Raw genomic sequence first — 18,928 nt, forward strand, 5'->3', positions numbered from 1 at the left:
AAATTGAGGCTCAGACGCGCATGGTAGGCCCGGCGCCCGGCGTCTGCCAGAGCAGCCCGAATTCCTCGGCGAAGGCGCATGCGACCTGCTCCACGGTGGCGTGCACGCCCAGACTGGCCATGTCGAGGGTGCGAAGTCCGGGAAAGCCGCAGGGGTTGATCCAGCCGAACGGCTGCAGATCCATGGCCACGTTGATGGCAACCCCGTGATAGGTACAGCCATTGCGCACCTTGAGCCCGAGGGCCGAGATCTTCTCGCCCGAAGCGAGGTAGATGCCCGGTGCGCCAGGATGGCGCAGACCGACGATGTCCCATCGCGCCAGGGTGCGGATCACCGCCTCCTCGATGCGCTGCACGGTCTCGCGCACCATCCAGTGACGTCGGCGAATGTCGAGCAGCAGGTAGATGACCGCCTGGCCTGGGCCGTGATAGGTGATCTGCCCGCCCCGGTCGGTCTGCACGACCGGCACTTCATGCGCCGCGAGCAGATGCTCCGGGCGACCCGCCTGGCCCTGGGTGAACACGGGCGGGTGCTCCACGCCCCAGAGCTGGTCGGGCGTCGCCGCGGTGCGGGTTTCGGTCAGCGCGCGCATGGCGTCCCAGGTCGGCAGATAGTCCTGCCGACCCTGCCAATGCCAGTTCAGCGCGGGCGGTTCGGGGCGTTCGAAGGGATCGGGGTTCATGCTAAGGTTGCGCTCAGTTGCGGCATCCACAATCAAAAAACAGCAGGGAGACAGCCCAAGACCGGTCCTAACCGGCTTCAATGTGTGCGTGCAATCCGTCTGGCCGTTCTGGCGCTTCGGCGCGGGGTTGCCTGGCTTTGTACGACATGGGTTTCAAACCGAGGAATTGTCCTGCATCCGCATGAGCTCCACACCAACCCCATCCGTTTCCCGCGTACGCGCTGCGCAGCAGATCCGCACCTTTCTGAGCGCCTGGGCCCGCGACCCGATGGGCGTGGCCGCGGTGCTGCCCTCGGGGCGGCAGCTCAGCCAGAAAATGCTCAAACCGCTGGCCCTGTTGCCCGACAGCAATCCGGCGCAGCAGCGCGTGATCGAGCTCGGTGCGGGTACGGGAGCCTTCACCCGCGCACTGGTCGATCACGGCGTGCACCGCGCCAACCTGCTGGTGGTCGAGCGCGACGCCTCGCTGCATGGTCTGCTGCGTCAGCGTTTTCCAGAGCTTCAGATCATCCAGGCCGATGCGTGCGCCTTGCGCACCACGGCCCAGTCCTCGGGCTATCTGGCCGAGGGCCCGGCCGACGCCGTCATCAGCGGGCTGGGGCTGCTGTCCATGCCGCGCACCATGCAGCGCTCGATTCTGAGCGAGGCGTTTTCGGTGCTGCGTCCCGGAGGCTGCTTTATCCAGTTCACCTACGGGCATGCCAGCCCCGTTTCACGCGCCTTGCGCGAGGAACTCGGGCTGCATGTGCACCGCTCGGGCCTGGCCTGGCGCAACGCGCCTCCGGCCTCGGTTTTCGTTTATCAGCGCGCTTTTACAGCCGCACACACCTCTGACACGCCCGGGACGACACAATAGGCGCCATGGCCCGCCGTTCACCGCGAGCGGCGGCTTTTTCAGGAAGCGCGCCTTGTTAGGATTTTTCGTCTCCGTCGTCATCTATCCTTTCGCCGTCTATGGCCTGCGTCGGTTCTTCACCGAGCGGCTGGGCATGGAAAGCCATATCGGATTTCTGGTGTTCCTGCTCGCCAGCGTGGTGAGCTGGCTGGCCGCCGAAGCCGTCGGACGGCTTTAGACAACGCCGTTCAGCCCTGAGAAGGGTCGTCGAGCTGGCTGGGGGAGAAGCCGGATCTGGGCCCCAACATCTGCGAGCGGATGGCCGGATGCATGGCGCTGACCAGGCGCGACATCGAACTGAGCTTGTTCGACGTGTCGCGCAGATGCTCGGCCAGACGGCTGGCGATGCCCAGCGCCAGCCGCGCCGCCGCCGCCGGGTGGTCGATCACCAGGCGCTCCAGGGCCTCGCGGCTGAGTTCGGCCAGCGCCACGTCGGAATAGGCCACACAGCTCGCACTGCGAGGCGCATCGAGCAAAACACCCATTTCTCCAAACATCTGCCCGGCCTTGGCGATGGAAACCACCAGACTGTCGCCCTGGTGCAGCGGGGCTTTCTCCACGCTGACCTCGCCGTAAAGCAGCATCAGGATGGTGCCATCGTGCGTGTCGTCGTCTTGCTGGATGAAGCGCGTGCCCGCCTGCATCCAGCGCACCTGCATCTGGTCGGCGATGAGCACGGCGTCTTCGGCGGTGAGGCGATGGCCGGGCTGTCGCAACAGCAACTGCGCGATGCGCGGCGCCCAGGTCGCATGGACGGTCTGTTGGGAAGGAGGGAGGGCGGGCATGGCAAAAAGCGGGGTACCGCCACATGGTAGGGCCGATGCCCTGGGCACGCGCGCTTCTTTACAATAAGGCTTCCCAAGGAGCGTTGCAGCGCCTGTCGCCGAATGTGCGCCGGGCGTCAGGCTTGGGGGTCTCAACGGCGCTCATCCCTTCTTTCACCTGCGCGGTGGCGAAGGCCGACTCCCCTTGAGATCACCATGTCCCACGACGCCACTCCTCCCGCCCTGCCCCCTTTGCAACTCTCAGGCCTGGAGCCGCTTGTCGTTAGCCCCGGCTCGCTGTTCGTCAACATTGGCGAGCGCACCAACGTGACGGGCTCCAAGGTCTTTGCCCGCATGATTCTCGCTGGCGAATACGACAAGGCCCTGGCCGTGGCGCGCCAGCAAGTGGAGAACGGCGCGCAGATCATCGACGTCAACATGGACGAGGCCATGCTCGACAGCAAGGCCGCGATGGTGCGCTTCCTCAACCTGATGGCGAGCGAGCCCGACATTGCCCGCGTGCCGTTGATGATCGACAGCTCCAAGTGGGAGGTCATCGAGGCCGGGCTGCGCTGCGTGCAGGGCAAGGCGGTGGTGAATTCCATCTCCATGAAAGAGGGCGAGGCCGAATTTTTGCGCCAGGCCCGTCTGCTGCGCCGCTATGGCGCGGCCACCGTGGTCATGGCGTTTGACGAACAGGGGCAGGCCGACACCTTCGCCCGCAAGACACAGATCTGCGAACGGGCTTACCGTCTGCTGGTGGAGCGGGTCGGCTTTCCGCCGGAAGACATCATCTTCGATCCCAACATCTTCGCCATCGCCACCGGCATCGAGGAACACAACAACTACGCCGTCGATTTCATCGAGGCCACGCGCTGGATCAAGTCGAACCTGCCGGGCGCCAAGGTGTCGGGAGGGGTCTCCAATGTCTCGTTCAGCTTTCGCGGCAACGAGCCGGTGCGCGAGGCCATCCACACCGTGTTTCTGTACCACGCCATTCAGGCCGGAATGGACATGGGCATCGTCAACGCCGGCATGATCGGGGTCTACGACGACCTCGACCCGTCCTTGCGCGAGCGCGTGGAAGACGTCGTGCTCAACCGCCGCACCGATGCCACCGAGCGCCTGCTCGAAGTGGCCGAAGCGGTGAGGGGCGCGGCCAAGGACGACACCGCCCGCCTGGCCTGGCGCGAACTGCCGGTGCGTCAACGCCTGAGCCATGCGCTGGTCCATGGCATCACCGACTTCATCGTCGACGATACCGAGGAAGTCTGGCAGGCCTTGCGTGCCGAAGGCGGGCGGCCGCTGCACGTCATCGAAGGCCCGCTGATGGACGGCATGAATGTGGTGGGCGACCTGTTCGGCGCGGGCAAGATGTTCCTCCCGCAGGTGGTGAAAAGTGCGCGGGTGATGAAGCAGGCCGTGGCGCATCTGCTGCCCTATATCGAAGCCGAGAAGCTGGAGATGCAGGCCGCGGGCTGCGATGTGCGGGCCAAGGGCAAGATCGTGATCGCCACGGTGAAGGGCGACGTGCACGACATCGGCAAAAACATCGTCACCGTGGTGCTCCAGTGCAACAACTTCGAAGTGGTGAACATGGGCGTGATGGTGCCCGCCAAGGACATTCTGGCCAAGGCGCGCGAGGAATGCGCCGACATCATCGGGCTGTCCGGCCTCATCACCCCCAGCCTCGAGGAGATGCAGCATGTGGCCGCGGAGATGCAGCGCGACGACTATTTCCGCAGCCGCAAGATGCCGCTGCTCATCGGCGGTGCCACGACCAGCCGGGTGCACACGGCGGTGAAGATCGCCCCGCATTACGACGGGCCGGTGGTGTACGTGCCCGACGCCTCGCGCAGCGTGGGCGTGGCGCAGAACCTGCTGTCCGAGCAGGCTGCGGCCTATATCGCCGAGATCGAAACCGATTACGAGAAGGTGCGTGTGCTGCACGCGAACAAGCGCGTCACCCCGCTGGTCTCTCTGGAGCAGGCGCGGGCGAACAAGACCCGCATCGACTGGTCGGCCTACCAGCCGCCCGTGCCGAAGTTCATCGGCCGGCGCGTGTTCCGCAACTATGACCTGGCGGAGATCGCCGCCAGCATCGACTGGGCGCCGTTCTTCCAGACCTGGGATCTGGCGGGCAAGTTTCCCGACATCCTCACCGACGACATCGTGGGCGAATCCGCCCGCCGCGTCTACGGCGATGCCCAGCGCATGCTCAAGCGGCTGATCGAAGGTCGCTGGCTCACGGCGCATGCCGTCATCGGACTGTGGCCCGCCAACAGCGTGAACGATGACGACATCGCGATCTACACCGACGAGAGCCGCTGCACCGAGTTGATGGTGTGGCATGGCCTGCGCCAGCAGACCGAACGCCCGGTGATCGATGGCGTGCCCAGACCGAACCGCGCGCTGGCCGACTTCATCGCCCCCAAGGGCACCGGCGCCGACTACATCGGCCTGTTCGCCGTGACCGCCGGCATCGGCGTGGACGCCAAGGAAAAAGCCTTTCTCGCCGATCTCGACGACTACTCCGCCATCATGCTCAAAGCCCTGGCCGACCGCCTGGCCGAAGGGCTTGCCGAGCGCATGCACCAGCGCGTGCGCACCGAGTTCTGGGCCTATGCGCCCGAAGAATCGCTGAGCCAGGCCGAGATGATCGCCGAGCAGTATCGCGGCATCCGCCCTGCGCCTGGCTATCCCGCCTGCCCGGAACATTCGGTCAAGGGCGACATGTTCACAGCGTTGCAGGCGCAGGACATCGGCATGTCGCTGACCGAAAGCTGGGCCATGCTTCCCGCCGCCAGCGTGAGCGGCTTTTACCTCGCTCACCCCGAAGCCCAGTATTTCAACGTCGGCCCCGTCGGCCCCGATCAAAAGGCCGACTGGGAACGCCGCGCCGCGCGCTCACTGGAAGCCGTGGCCGTGCAGACCTGAGCCCGCCAGGACGCCGCAGCGCGCCCAGGCGGCCTCAATGTTGATTGGCATAACGCATGCCCGCACGCACCGAGGCCATCGCCTGATCGACCTGCTGCAGCGCATGCATGCGCCAGCCGCCCTTGTCCGGTGCGGCGCGCAGCAGCTCCGCGCGGGCCTGCTGCAGATCACGCAGCGCATGCATCATCGCCGGCTGGGGCGCGGCAAAGGCCGCAGGCGCGCCCAGCGTCAGGCCAACGGCCAGCATCAAGGGGGCAGCAAAACGAACGGACATGTCAGACTCCTGTGGGACATGGCACAACGCCATGCCCGCAACAACGGCCCACGTGCATTGGTCGGTGACGTCGTGGATTACTGGTCTGCAACTGAACGTTACCAACCTGCCTACTGCGGGCGGGCCTCCGTGGGAATGACAGATAACAACGCTGGCGCAAGGGATTGCACAAACGAAGCCGTCATGTGCTGGCCATCCCGATAAACAACCTGTCCACGCAGTTCGGCTCGACACGTTTGCTGCGGGCAAATGACATGCCGAAGATCTATCAAGTGCGCATTCGCGAAAGGCGCAATGGCCATCTCCAGCGCAGTGTGGACACTGTCGACACTGATCGCAGCGAGCGGGTTCGAGCAGGTTTTCCACCTCGACAGCCAATGCGGCAAATTTGCTCGAGCAGACAAGCAGGCTATGCCGTCGAATCCAAGTTCTGGAGATGGATTCATGACCAAAATGCATCCGACCACTGGACTCAAACGCGCTAGAACGCTTCGCGTTCCTTCGATCCATTGGCCCTGAGTAAAAGCGTAATGGGTGGATCCCAGGTAGACGATGTCGGGACGTAACCTCTCGATTTCGGCGATGGCCCTTTGCCTCCAGAGATTGCAAACTGCATAAATGCCGTGGGCCTTGTTGTAGGTATAACTCACTTGAGAGGCAGAACAGGAGGACTTGGTCAGCACTGCGACACGCCAGTCCGGTTTGGCCAAATAGATGGAGGCGATGGCTGGAAACCACTGTGCCATGACACTGTCCCCAAAAATCACGGCTGTGTGTTTGGCCTGGGCTGGGCCGAAATCACAGACTCGAACATCAGCGCTGTGGTACCAGGTATCGCAACCGGGATGCGAGTACAGAGCTGGGAGATCCCATCGAGCCAAATCGAGCTCGAGCTGAGGCGGGCTTTGCAGAAGCTCGCGCGCAGCATCCTGCCACTGACTCATCAGAACGAATGCAAGGCCCGCGGACACAATACCGGCGCCGAGAACGGGCCACGGGCGTGACCTCAAACGCCGACGATGCACTGGCTGCTCAACCCAAAAATAAGTCAGCGATGCGAGTAGCAGGGCCAGCGCGACCATTCCCAGTCGTACCCATGCGGAATGCCCGAGAAACGACTGACCAAGGAGCAAAACCGGCCAGTGCCACAGGTAGAGGCTGTACGAAACATTGCCGATGAACTGCGGCACACGGGCTCGGAGGAGGAAGCGCGACAACCATTGCCCAGGGCCGCGCTCCGGACGATCGAGCAAGACAAACACCGCCCCAACGCTAGGCCATACAGCGAACAAGCCCGGATAACGCAAACTGTCGTCGAGAGTCACCGCAGCTGCGATGATCAGAACGTACCCAAGGGCATTCAAAATCGACCTGCCTAGCATGGCTCGCGCCCACCTTGGGAACTCGAGCTTCTCTCGGAGCGCGAAGGTCAAAGCACCAAGCCCGAATTCCCAGGCTCTACCCGGCATCAGATAGAAAGCCAGCTCGAGCTGTGTATGACTCCAGTACACGCCCAAACCCAGGGAAATCAGGCTTATTGCGATCCAGCCGCCGAGGAGACGTCTGCGATCAAACTGCCTGCCTTGCCAGGCGAAAGCGCCGAGCAGAAAGAGCATCAACCACGGCCACACGACATAAAACTGTTCCTCGACGCCAAGCGACCACGTGTGCAGAAACAAATTGCTGGTGGCTCCCGAGGAAAAGTAGTTGATGACTCGAGCCGAGAAGTAGAAGTTGCTTAGCCAGACCGCGGCGGCCTTTGCTGCTGCGGAATCTTCAAGCTGTCGTTGTGGGCCACTGAGAAGCCATCCAAAGACTGCAACGCTGACCAGGACCAGAATCAACGCAGGCGCCAGACGCTTGAACCTTCGAGCGTAGAAACCGACTGCATCGAACCTGCGAGTGCCTTGAACCTCGTCCCATACAAGACCGGATATGAGATAACCCGACAGTACGAAGAAGACATCTACACCGACATATCCTCCCTGCAGAAAGGGCACGCCGGCGTGTGCCGCGATAACCAGCACGATGGCTAGCGCACGCAGACTTTGCAGATCGGCGCGGAATGCAAGGCGGGTATGAGCGCCTGACTTCATGGGCTGTCCATCTGGGTAAACCTCAACGCTCATGATTGTGGAAGTGAATTGGCTAGTTCAACCATTCTCCTGAAAACACGATTCTCAAAACGCTACAAGCTGTAAGAAAAAAGCCGACCCTAAGGTCGGCTTCAAGGGGATTGCGGCATCCCTCAATGGGCGGTCGAGGCGCCTCCGCCCGGGGGATGGGCCATCGGGTCGTTGGCCTCGGATTCGCGCAGCGCCTGAGCGCGGGCTTCGTGACTGTGATCGGTGCCGAGCAGCATGTACATGGCCGGCACGACGAACAGGGTGAACAGGGTGCCGATGGCCAGGCCGCTGGCGATCACCAGCCCCATGTTGAAGCGGCTGACCGCACCGGCACCGCTGGCGAAAATCAGCGGCATCACGCCGAGCACCATGGAGGCCGTGGTCATCAGAATCGGGCGCAGCCGCATGCCCGCGGCATGCTCGATGGCCTCGCGCTTGCTCCGGCCTTCACGCTGCAGATTGTTGGCGAACTCCACGATCAGAATGCCGTGCTTGGAGATCAGCCCGATCAGCGTCACCAGCCCCACCTCGGTGTAGATGTTGAGTGTGGCGTGGCCGATGCCCAGATTGATGAACAGCAGCGCGCCCGAAATCGCCATCGGCACCGAGATCAGGATGATGATGGGATCGCGGAAGCTCTCGAACTGCGCAGCGAGGGCCAGGAAGATGATGACCAGCGCAAAGCCGAAGGTCAGCACCAGGCCGCCGGTCTCCTGCTCGTACTGCCGCGAAGGCCCGGCGAAGTCGTAGCTGTAGCCCGTGGGCAGGGTGCGCTTGGCCAAGGCCACCAGATTGTCCAGCGCCTCGCCCTGGGCGATCGTGGGCAGGGTCACACCCTGGATGGTCGCCGAGTTGAGCTGCTGGAAGTGGTTGATGGTCTCGGGCTGCACGCTGGTGGTCAGATGCACCACGGTGGACAAGGGCACCATGCTTCCGCTCGAGGTACGGACGTAGTAGTGCCGCAACTGGTTGGCATTGAGGCGGTATTGCTGCGCCACTTGCGGAATGACCTTGTAGGAGCGTCCGTCAAGTTCGAAGAAGTTGACGTAGCCCCCGCCGAGCATGGCCGACAGGGCCGAGCCGATGTCCTGCATGGTCAGGCCGAGCTGCGCCGCCATATTGCGGTCGACATTGATGCGGGTCTGCGGCAGGTCGATGCGCAGGTCGGACTGCAGGAAGATGAATTGCCCGGACTTCAGGGCGTCCTGCAGGAACTTCTGCGACACGTCGTAGAGCTTGCTCGCCGGTTCGGTGGTGGTGATCACGAACTGGATGGGCAGGCCGCGCGAGCCTGGCAGCGGCGGCGGCTGGAACACCGCGATCTGGCTGCCGGCGATGTGGTTGAGCTTCTGCTGCAGCTCGGGCTGCATCTGCGTGGCCGTGCGCGCGCGCTCATCCCAGGGCTTGAGCACCATGCCGGCGATCACCTGACTGGGCGTGTTGAGCTGGAACACGTGGTCGGTTTCCGGGAAGGTCTTGAACACGTCGTAGACCTGTTTGGCGTAGAGCCCGCGCTGATCCAGGGTGGCCGTGGGATTGTTGAACGACACGGCGATGAGCACGCCCTGATCTTCCTGCGGCGCCAGCTCCGACATGGACGTGGAGTACAGGAAATAGATCGAACCCAGAATGATGGCGGCCATCACCGCCGTCACCGGCAGATAGTTGAGCGAACCGTCGAGGGTGCGCTCGTAGCGCTTGTGCAGGCGCTCGAAACTGTGGTCGAGGAACAGCACCAGCCGGTCCTGCCAGCTGCGGCTCTGCGGATCGGGCGCCTTCAGCAGGTGCGAGCACATCATGGGCGACAGCGTCAGCGCGATGATGGCCGAGATGACCACCGTGCCCACCAGGGTGAAGGCAAACTCGGTGAACAACGCGCCGGTGAGCCCGCCCATGAAGCCGATGGGCACGTACACCGCCACGAGCACGATGGTCATGGCGATGATGGGGTTGGCCAACTCGCGCGCCGCGCGCACGGCGGCATCGTGCCGCGACATGCCCTCTTCGAGGTGGCGACTGATGTTCTCGACCACGATGATGGCGTCATCCACCACCAGACCGATGGCCAGCACGATCGCCAGCAGGGTGAGCAGGTTGATCGAATAGCCCAGCGCCAGCATGATGGTGAAGGTGCCGACGATGGACAGCGGTATCGCCACCAGCGGCACGATCACCGAACGCAGCGAGCCGAGGAAGATGAACACCACGGCGGTGACGATCAGGATGGCCTCGACCAGGGTCTTGACCACTTCGTCGATGGACGACGTCACGAACTTGGTCGAGTCGTAGACGATGGCGCCATTCAGCCCTGCGGGCAACTGCTGCTGGATGGCTGGGAAGGCCTTGCGCACCCGCTCCACGACGTCGAGCAGATTGGCGCCCGGCGCCACCTGGATACCGATGAACACCGAGGACTTGCCGTCGAAGGCCACCGAGCTGTCATAGTCGTCCGACCCCAGGGTGACCTGAGCCACCTGATCGAGCCGCACCACCTGACCATTCACCGACTTCACCACCATGTTGCGGAAGCTGCTCAGCGACTTCAGGTCGGTATTGGCCGCGAGGTTGATCTGCACCATCTGGCCCTTGGTGTTGCCAGTGGCCGAGAGGTAGTTGTTGGCGGCCAGGGCCGAATAGACATCGGCAGCGGTCAGGCCGTAAGCGGCGAGCTTGTTCGGATCGAGCCAGGCGCGCAGCGCGAAGTTCTTGGCGCCGAGGATCTCGGCGGTCTGCACCCCGTCGATCGACTGCAGCTTGGGCTGCACCGAACGGGTGATGTAGTCGGTGATCTGGTTCGGCTGCAGCACATTGCTGTAGAAGCCGATGTACATGGCATCGATGGTCTGACCGATGGACACGGTGAGCACCGGTTTCTGAGCCGCGGAAGGCAGCTGGTTGAGCACCGAGTTCACCTTGGTGTTGATCTCGGTGAGCGCCTTGTCCGGGTCGTAGTTCAGCCGCAGATTGGCGGTGATGGTGCTGCTGCTCTGCACGCTGCTCGACGTCATGTAGTCGATGCCGTTGGCCTGCGCGATGGCGTTTTCCAGGGGTGTGGTGATGAAGCTGGCCACCAGATTGGCATCCGCACCAGGATAGGTCGTGGTGATGGTGACCACCGCGTTTTGCGTATAGGGATACTGCAGCACCGGCAGCAGGCCCACGGAGCGCAGGCCCAGCACCAGAATCACCAGGCTGACCACGATGGCCAGCACAGGGCGATCAATGAAGATGTCTGTGAATTTCTTGTTCATCGCGGGCGGCCGGTTCAGGAGTTGGGCACTTGCGGGTTGGCACTGTCGGCCGGCTGCACGCTGTTGTTGATCAACACCGGCGTGCCGTTGCGCAGCTTGAGCTGGCCTGCGGTGACCACGGTCTCGCCGGCCTTCAGTCCGCTGACGATGGCCACTTGGTCGCCGCGTGTCAGGCCCGTCGTGACAAAGCGCTGCTCGGCCACGTACTTGGGCTTGCCGTTGGCGTCCTTGCCATCGTCCTTCACCAGGAAGACGGTTGCCCCATAGGGGTTGTAGGCCACGGCCGCATTGGGCAGAGTGATGTAGTCATGCGGCTCGCCGTCGGTCAGACGAACGGTGGCGAACACACCGGGCAGCAGTTCACCCTTGGGGTTGGGAATGCTGGCGCGCACGGTGAGGTTGCGGGTGGTCGTGCTCACCTGGGGCTCGACCGCAATCACCTTGGCCTCGAAGGTCTTGCCGGCAACGGCATTGGTGGTCACTTGCGCCTTCATGCCCACATGCACCAGATCGATCTGGTTCTGCGGCACGGTGAAGTCGATCTCCATCGGGTCGAGGGCCTGCAGCGTGACGGCTGCCGTGCCTGGCGCCAGATACTGGCCGAGGTTGATCTGACGGATGCCCAGCACGCCCGAGAACGGCGCGGTGATGGTGGCCTGCGCCAGCACCGCCTTCTGCGCGTTGATCTGCTCGGCCAGCGCCTTGAGCTGGGCCTGCACGCTGGTCACATTGGCACGATCGGTGTCCACGGCGGCCTGGCTGATGGCCTGAACCTTGAGCTGCGCCTCATCGCGCTTCAGCGTGGTCTGCGCCAGATCGAGCTGGGCCTGCAACTGACCCACCTGGGCCTGCAGTTGCGCCAGCTGGGCGCGCTGCGGCGCGTCGCTGAGCTGGGCCAGAACCTGTCCGGCGCGCACCTTCTCGCCGGAGCGGAAGTGGATGGCGGTGACGATGCCCGCAACCTGCGGGCTCAACGAGGCCTGCTGGCTCGCGCGCAGATTGCCCAGCGCTTCCACCGTGGGCTGCCAGGCCGATGACTGCGTCACCTGCGTCGACACGGTCTGCGGCGGGTTGGACATGCCCTTGATCGCCTTGGCGATCATGGTGTTCTTGAAGTGCTGGAACCACACCAGTCCCCCGATCAATACGGCGGCGATGATGAGCATGATGATCATGCGCTTGGTTGTGCCTTTGGTCATCTCTGAACTCCGAATGCTGTCTTGTTTGGTGTGATCGGAAAGGGGGTGGCCATTACTGGGCCGACGCCTGGGCGGGTTGCGCCGCGGGCGGCGAGCCCTGGACGGCGGCATCGTTCATCACGCCGCCGCCCATGGCCTGGTACAGCGCTGCGCTGTCGGCCAAACGCTGGGCCTGCGCCGAAATGAGGCCGATGCGGGTTTGCTGCGCCTGCTGCTGCGCGGTGAGCAGCTGCAGATAGCTGGCGGCACCGAGCAGATATTGCTGGTCGACGAGCTTGAGCGACTCCTGGGCCGATGCATCCGCTGCGGCCTGCGCCTGCAAGGTCTGCGCATCGTTCTCCAGGGCGCGCAGCGCATCGGCCACATTGCGCAAAGCCTGCAGCACCGTCTGCTGATAGTTGGCCCCGGCCGCCTGGAGACTGGCTTCGGCCGCGTTCGCCCCGGCCTTCAACCCGGCGTTGAACAACGGTTGCGCCAGGCTGCCGGCCAGCGACCACACGGCCGAACCGGGGCCGAACAAGGCGCCCATCGTGAGCGCCTGGGTGCCCAGGCTGGCGCTGAGGTTGATCTGCGGATACAGATTGGAGATCGCCACCCCGTACTGCGCCGTCGCCGCATGCAGCAAGGCCTGGCTGGCGCGAATGTCAGGCCGCTGCTGCACCAGCGCCGAGGGCACGACCACGGGCAGCGTCTGCGGCAGCGCAAAGGCCGACAGGGTGAAACGCGGCAAGTCGGCCGCGCCGGGCTCCTTGCCGATCAGCACCGCCAGCAGATGATCGGTCTGCTCAAGCTTGTTGCGCAGCGGGGGCACGCTGGCGCGCGTCTGCTCGACCTGGGTTTCCAGAGTCAGCACATCGGTACGGGCGGCGGCGCCGAGCGCAAACCGCTTGCGGGCAATCTCGAGCTGGTTCTGCTGCGCCTTCAGAATGGCCTCGGTGGCTTCGATCTGGGCGCCGAGCTGGGCCTGGGTGAAGGCGGCGGTGACCACATTGGCAGCCAGGGTCAGCCTTGCGCCTTCGAGCTGGAACTGCTGATAGTGCGCCTGCGCCGCCAGGGCTTCGAGAGCGCGGCGGTTGCCCCCGAACAGGTCGAAGTCGTAACCCACCGCAATGCCTGCGTTATAGAGGTTGTAGGTGGTCGTCCTATCGCCGCTCTGGCCGGTGCTCGCCGCATTCGCCTGGTTGCGACTCGCACCGAGCTTGGCATTCACCGTGGGGTAAAGCGTGGAACCGGCCTGAGCCTCATAAGTCTGCTGGGCTTGCCGCAGCGTGGCTTCGGCCGCGGCCAGCGACGGACTGTTGTGCAGCGCCGCATCCACCAGACCGTCGAGCTGCGAGGAACCATACGCACGCCACCAGTCGGGGGCGATGCGATCAGCGGTCTGGAATCGCTGCACCCCGCCCAGCGGACCCGGCGCCGATGCTGTCTGCGCGGGCAAGCCCTGGCGCGTGTATTGCGCTGCGGCGGGCGCCTTGGGCGTTTGGAAATCGGGGCCGACCGTGGTGCAACCCCCGAGCAGGGCGGCGCAGAGGGACAACCACAAGACGCGAGGAGTCGCGGGCAAATTCTGCATAGGGCGCGTTCCGGAAAGACGGAGGAGCAACGGGAAGGAAAGGAGGCAAACACAGCGCGTTGCCGGAGGCCCTCACCTGTCGGCGAGGACGCCTCCTGCTGTGCGAAAGACGGCTGATTCTAGGAGGTGCCTCGGAATTTTGCCGACCACGCTCCCCCGATTCGATGGGACGAATGTTCGGCATGCTAGGCGAAGAAGAAATGGCCGGGTTGCTTTACTATGCCAATGAATATCGCAAACACGCCAAAATGCGCCCTGACCACGCCCCACCCTCCGACTGCGAATGCAGCAAAGCGGAACTTCTCCAGCGAATCAACCATCTCGAAGGCGCCGAGTTGATCGCGGTGAGCGTGCGCAACCCGCTGGCCATGGATCCTGAAACGCACTGCCATGCGCGCGGCACCCTGTTCCTGCTCAACGAAGGGCTGGTGATCGTGGAAACCGCCCAGGGGCGGCAGCTCTCCCCCTCACAAACCATCGGCTGGATGCCGCCAGGCGTGGCGCACGCGGTGCAGTCTTATGGTCCGACGGCCGGTTACGGCGCCTTCTTGGCACCGCAACTCTGCGGCGACCTGCCGGCGGAGCCAACCAGCTACCCGGTCAATCCGCTGGTGGCGCTGATCCTGCAGAAGGCGCTGAGCTGGCCTCACGATGTCCCGCTGGACCTCAGCCGCATGCGTCTGCTGCTGGTACTGCTCGACGAATTGCGGCAGTCACGGGCCCGCCCCCTGCAGCTTCAATGGCCGCAGGACGCCCGGCTGCTGAGCATCGCGCGCGGCCTTCTCGACCATATCGCCAGCGCACGCACGCTCGATCAATGGGCCCGCTGGGCAGACATCAGCCCCCGGACGCTCAGCCGCAAGTTCGTGCTGGAGACTGGCATGAGCTTCGCGCAGTGGCGCCAGTGGGCCCGACTGACCCAGGCGCTGGAATGGCTGGCGACCGGCCGCGCCGTCAAGGACGTCGCTCTGTCGCTGGGCTATGACAGCGTCAGTGCCTTCATCAAAACCTTCCGCCAGACGCTGGGCACGACGCCGTCGGCCTACTTTCAGACCCAGCAGCGCCACCGGCCCATGGTGACGCTCTCGCCCGCCGACGAGTCCGCGCCGACACTGGAATGAACCGAGGGCCGGTTCACGGTCTTTCATCGGTCTTTCTGTCGGCATATCCTTCTGACGATTCGATCTTTGGATTCACCCGGCGAGGTGAGTAGGCTGGGGTCTGTTGACGCCACCCAAACCCCACACAGGAGACTCTTCATGAAATTTGAAACGCTTGCCGTCCACGCCGGCTACAAACCCGATCCGGTCACCCGCGCGGTGGCCGTGCCCATTTATCAGACCGTGTCGTACGCCTTCGACAACACCCAGCATGGCGCCGATCTGTTCGACCTGAAGGTTGCCGGCAATATCTACACCCGCATCATGAACCCGACCAACGACGTGCTGGAGCAGCGCGTCGCGGCCCTCGAAGGCGGCGTCGCGGCGCTGACGGTGGCCTCGGGCATGGCCGCCATCACCGCGGCCATTCAAACGCTGGCCGAGGCCGGCGACAACATCGTCTCCAGCAGCCGTCTGTATGGCGGCACCTACAACCTGTTCGCCCACACCTTCCCGCGGCAAGGGCTGGAGGTGCGCTTTGCCGATCCGCGCGACCCCGACAGCTTTGCCCGGCTGATCGACCACCGCACCCGCGCGGTGTTTTGCGAAACCATCGGCAATCCGCTGGGCAACGTGACCGACATCGGCGCGCTCGCCGCCGTGGCGCATGCCGCCGGGGTGCCGCTGATCGTCGACAACACCGTGCCCTCGCCCTACCTCTGCCGTCCGTTCGAGCACGGTGCGGACATCGTGGTGCACTCCTTGACCAAATACCTCGGCGGCCACGGCAACAGCGTGGGCGGCGCCATCGTCGATGCCGGCAAGTTCGACTGGACCGCGCACCGCGACCGCTTCAAACTCCTGGTCGAGCCCGACGTGAGCTATCACGGCGTGAGCTACACCGAACAGTTCGGTGCCGCCGCATTCATCGCCCGCGCCCGCGTGGTGCCCTTGCGCAATATGGGCGCGGCACTGTCGCCGCTCAACGCCTTCCTCATTCTTCAGGGCATCGAAACCCTGCCGCTGCGCATGGACCGGATCTGCGCCAACGCGCTGCACATCGCCACGCATCTGCAGAAGCATCCGCGCGTGGCCTGGGTGCGCTACGCCGGGCTGGTCGACCACCCCGATCACGACATCGCGCATCGGCTGATGCATGGCCGGGCCTCGGGCATTCTGAGCTTCGGGCTGAAAGGCGGCAGGAAGGCAGGCGCGCAGCTGCAGGACGCCCTCCAGCTCTTTACGCGGCTGGTCAACATCGGCGACTGCAAGTCGCTCGCCTGCCACCCGGCCACGACCACCCATCGCCAGCTCAACCCACAAGAGCTGGAAGCGGCCGGGGTGAGTGAGGACATGGTGAGGTTGTCGATCGGCATCGAAAACGTGCACGATCTGATCGCCGATCTGGACCAGGCGCTGGAGGCCAGCGGCAGTTGAGCCGACTCACGGCCCTCGGCTGTCGGCAAAAAGGCGGCCTGAGACGTTGAGCATGCACACACACCATTCACCAAAACCACGGGAGAACTTCATGTCATCCATTCCTCCGCAGAACGCCACAACACCGGGAAAAGGCGTCTGGATTGCAGTCTTCGTCATGGGTGCGGTCATCGTGGCGCTGTTGGCCGCGGTGCTCTACAAGCTCAGCGACAGTTCGGGCGGCAAACCCGTGGCCGCCGCCTCGGCGGTGACGGCCCCCACCAGCACGGCCCTGGCTTCGGCACCCCAGGCCGCGAGCGCTCCGCCCACCCAAACCCAGAGCACAGCGGCAGCGACTGTGCCAGCCACCCAAACCGCCGAGACCAAGAACACCGCGCCACCCTCGACCGCCCAAACACAGGCTGCCGCACCCCAGCCCAAGCCCGTCGTGCGGCAGGCCCAAGCCTCCGAGCAAGCCGCGCCGCAACAGTTTGCACCTCAGCAGTTCGCCCCGCAGACCGCGCCCGTCGCCCCGCAGCAACCCGTCTGCAGCCATTGCGGCACCGTGGCCGCGGTCACCCCCGTCCAGGTTCATTCGCAGCAGAACAGCCCCGTCGGCGTCATTGCCGGGGGTATCGTTGGAGGCCTTCTCGGCAATCAGGTTGGCGGGGGTGACGGCCGCAAGCTGGCCACGGTTGCCGGAGCGATTGGCGGCGGCTTCGCGGGCAACGAGATCGCCAAGCGTGTCGATTCGCAGACGGTGTACGACGTGCAGGTCCGCATGGACGACGGCCAGGTCCGCACCCTGCAACTCAAGGTCGCCCCGCCCGTGGGCCAGCGCGTGCAGCTGGGCTCCGACGGCGGCCTGAACCCGATCCCATGATCGCCGTACACGATTTCACACCGGCAACACCCTCTGTTCGTGGGGTGTTGCCACACGCCCCTCGCTGATTGACGGGAAAGATCGGGCGTTACAAAATGGACTGAACTTTTTGGAGTTTCACCGAACAGAACTGGTGCTGCTGTGGTTCGAGCTCATGCTCAATCCTGTGGCCCTCCAAGTTGCCCGGTAGTCTGCTCCTCAGACTCTCCCCCCGATCCGGGCATTTCCAGCCAGGTGCGCAACGCACCTGGCTTTTTTTTGTGCGCCCCGCGGGCGGGCCGTGCCACAAGCTCACGCTTGCGCAAGCGCACGGCGCAGTTGCAGGGCTTCGGCAAGATGGTTCAGCGCAATGGACTGCACCCCGGCCAGATCGGCGATGGTGCGCGCCAGGCGCAGCACCCGGTGCGCCTGGCGGGACGATGCGCCCAGCCGCGTCATGGCCTGGCTCAGAAACGCGCTGCCGGCTGGATCGAGCACGCAATGCGCATCCAACTCGGCGCCCTGCAGCTGGGCATTGCGCACGCCCTGTCTGGCGATCTGGACTTCGGCGGCCGCCGCCACGCGCGTTGCGATCTGCGCACTGGTCTCGCCCTGTGGCAACTGCAGCAAGGTTTCGGGCGCTATGGCGCCGACCTCCACCTGGATATCGATCCGGTCGAGCAGCGGCCCGGAAATGCGCCCCTGATAACGCGCGATCTGATCCGGCGTACAGCGACACGCCCGAGTGGCATGGCCCAGATACCCGCAGGGACAGGGGTTCATCGCGGCGATCAGCTGGAACTGCGCCGGAAATTCCGCCTGCCTCGCCGCGCGGGAAATGTGGATGCGCCCGGTTTCCAGCGGCTCGCGCAGGCTTTCCAGCACGGCCCGATCAAACTCCGGGAGTTCATCGAGAAAAAGCAGATTGTGGGTCGCCAAGGAAATCTCGCCCGGCCGTATCGTGCCCGCACCGCCCCCCACCAGCGCCACCGCGGACGCCGTGTGATGGGGGCTGCGGACAAAACGGCGCCCCCACTGCGCCGGGTCGAACCGCCCCACCAGACTGAGCACCGACGCACTCTCCAGCGCCTGCTCGCGGGTCAAGGGCGGAAGCAGGCCGACAAAACGCTGGGCCAGCATGGATTTGCCGCTGCCCGGCGGTCCCACCATGAGCACATGATGCCCTCCGGCCGCGGCGATCTCCAGGGCCCGCTTGGCTGCACTGTGGCCGCGCACCTCGGCCATATCGGGTCCGGACGCATGGGCCAGCGTGGTGGCGGCGGCCGTCACGCGCTGCGCGGCACCATCCTGTTCGAGCAGATAGGCCACGACCTGCAGCAGGTCGCGTGCACCAAGAACCGTGGCCGCCTGCGCCAGCGCCGCTTCTTCCGCGCTTTGCTGCGGCAAGACCAGCCTGAGGTCATCGCCCGCCTCCGGCCGCTGCGAAGCCAGGGCGCAGGCCATGGCCAGAGCGCCTCGCGTGGGGCGCAGTTCGCCGGTGAGCGACAACTCGCCGGCGAAGGTATGCCCTTGAAGCCGCCCGGCCGGAATCAGGCCCTGCGCCGCCAGCAGCCCGATCGCGATGGGCAGGTCAAAGCGGCCCGATTCCTTGGGCAGATCGGCCGGCGCCAGGTTGACGACGATGCGCTTGTTCGAGGGAAAGCCCAGACCGCTGTTGAGGAGGGCGCTGCGCACACGGTCGCGCGCCTCCCGGACTTCGGCCTCGGGCAGGCCGACGATGGTGAAGCCGGGCAGACCGGGAGACAGATGCACCTCGACCGTGACCGGCGGCGCCTCCATGCCCAACAAAGCCCGGCTGGCAACCTGCGCCAGCGACATGCGCGCCGAA

Annotated in this window: 14 protein-coding genes and 1 riboswitch; of the genes, 6 read left to right on the forward strand and 8 right to left on the reverse strand. The window is 64.6% G+C overall.

The annotated features are described in order from the left end of the window. Positions 1-10: 10 nt before the first annotated feature. Complete coding sequence (lipB, locus tag BVH73_RS06550; protein WP_079417199.1) at positions 11-682, reverse strand: lipoyl(octanoyl) transferase LipB; 672 nt, start codon at positions 680-682, stop codon at positions 11-13. A 181-nt stretch (positions 683-863) separates the two neighbouring features. Between lipB and BVH73_RS06555 the strand changes: the two genes are divergently transcribed. Then, the gene (locus tag BVH73_RS06555) at positions 864-1,538 is read left to right on the forward strand and encodes a class I SAM-dependent methyltransferase (RefSeq protein ID WP_079417201.1); all 675 of its coding nucleotides are present in this window, start codon (positions 864-866) and stop codon (positions 1,536-1,538) included. Positions 1,539-1,590: 52 nt separating this feature from the next. Continuing rightward, the gene (locus BVH73_RS15925) at positions 1,591-1,755 is read left to right on the forward strand and encodes a hypothetical protein (RefSeq protein WP_169836760.1); all 165 of its coding nucleotides are present in this window, start codon (positions 1,591-1,593) and stop codon (positions 1,753-1,755) included. A gap of 10 nt (positions 1,756-1,765) precedes the next feature. Here the strand turns inward: BVH73_RS15925 and BVH73_RS06560 are convergent, their stop codons facing one another. After that, entirely contained in the window at positions 1,766-2,362 is a 597-nt protein-coding gene (locus BVH73_RS06560; protein WP_079417203.1) for a Crp/Fnr family transcriptional regulator, read from the reverse strand. A gap of 69 nt (positions 2,363-2,431) precedes the next feature. Beyond that, a riboswitch (S-adenosyl-L-homocysteine riboswitch) is annotated at positions 2,432-2,512 on the forward strand. A gap of 45 nt (positions 2,513-2,557) precedes the next feature. Here BVH73_RS06560 and metH point away from each other — a divergent pair. Further along, positions 2,558-5,278, forward strand: coding sequence for a methionine synthase (gene metH / locus BVH73_RS06565; RefSeq protein ID WP_079417205.1), 2,721 nt, complete (start codon positions 2,558-2,560; stop codon positions 5,276-5,278). Positions 5,279-5,312: 34 nt separating this feature from the next. Here metH and BVH73_RS06570 read toward each other — a convergent pair whose 3' ends face one another. From BVH73_RS06570 to BVH73_RS06590, 5 genes are all read right to left on the reverse strand, one after another. Beyond that, complete coding sequence (locus tag BVH73_RS06570) at positions 5,313-5,552, reverse strand: hypothetical protein (RefSeq protein WP_154048441.1); 240 nt, start codon at positions 5,550-5,552, stop codon at positions 5,313-5,315. 110 nt (positions 5,553-5,662) lie between these two features. After that, the gene (locus BVH73_RS06575; protein ID WP_079417209.1) at positions 5,663-7,681 is read right to left on the reverse strand and encodes an acyltransferase family protein; all 2,019 of its coding nucleotides are present in this window, start codon (positions 7,679-7,681) and stop codon (positions 5,663-5,665) included. A gap of 119 nt (positions 7,682-7,800) precedes the next feature. After that, complete coding sequence (locus BVH73_RS06580; RefSeq protein ID WP_079417211.1) at positions 7,801-10,929, reverse strand: efflux RND transporter permease subunit; 3,129 nt, start codon at positions 10,927-10,929, stop codon at positions 7,801-7,803. 14 nt (positions 10,930-10,943) lie between these two features. Next, entirely contained in the window at positions 10,944-12,128 is a 1,185-nt protein-coding gene (locus BVH73_RS06585) for an efflux RND transporter periplasmic adaptor subunit (RefSeq protein WP_079417213.1), read from the reverse strand. Between the two features lie 52 nt (positions 12,129-12,180). Beyond that, complete coding sequence (locus BVH73_RS06590) at positions 12,181-13,701, reverse strand: efflux transporter outer membrane subunit (protein ID WP_079417215.1); 1,521 nt, start codon at positions 13,699-13,701, stop codon at positions 12,181-12,183. A 173-nt stretch (positions 13,702-13,874) separates the two neighbouring features. On the opposite strand from BVH73_RS06590, the gene BVH73_RS06595 reads away from it, so the two are divergent. The 3 genes from BVH73_RS06595 (at position 13,875) to BVH73_RS06605 (ending at position 17,100) form a co-directional block, all read left to right on the forward strand. Then, positions 13,875-14,822, forward strand: a complete 948-nt coding sequence (locus BVH73_RS06595; protein ID WP_245800446.1) for an AraC family transcriptional regulator — start codon at positions 13,875-13,877, stop codon at positions 14,820-14,822. A gap of 138 nt (positions 14,823-14,960) precedes the next feature. Next, positions 14,961-16,238 carry an O-acetylhomoserine aminocarboxypropyltransferase/cysteine synthase family protein gene (locus BVH73_RS06600; RefSeq protein ID WP_079417217.1) on the forward strand — a complete coding sequence of 426 codons (1,278 nt, stop codon included), beginning with the start codon at positions 14,961-14,963 and terminating at the stop codon, positions 16,236-16,238. A gap of 91 nt (positions 16,239-16,329) precedes the next feature. After that, complete coding sequence (locus tag BVH73_RS06605; RefSeq protein ID WP_079417219.1) at positions 16,330-17,100, forward strand: glycine zipper 2TM domain-containing protein; 771 nt, start codon at positions 16,330-16,332, stop codon at positions 17,098-17,100. A gap of 291 nt (positions 17,101-17,391) precedes the next feature. On the opposite strand, the gene BVH73_RS06610 is transcribed toward BVH73_RS06605, so the two are convergent. Beyond that, entirely contained in the window at positions 17,392-18,918 is a 1,527-nt protein-coding gene (locus BVH73_RS06610) for a YifB family Mg chelatase-like AAA ATPase (protein WP_079417221.1), read from the reverse strand. Positions 18,919-18,928 lie beyond the last annotated feature (10 nt).

It is taken from the genome of Thiomonas intermedia (genome assembly GCF_002028405.1).
Taxonomy (GTDB): Bacteria; Pseudomonadota; Gammaproteobacteria; order Burkholderiales; family Burkholderiaceae_C; genus Thiomonas; species Thiomonas intermedia.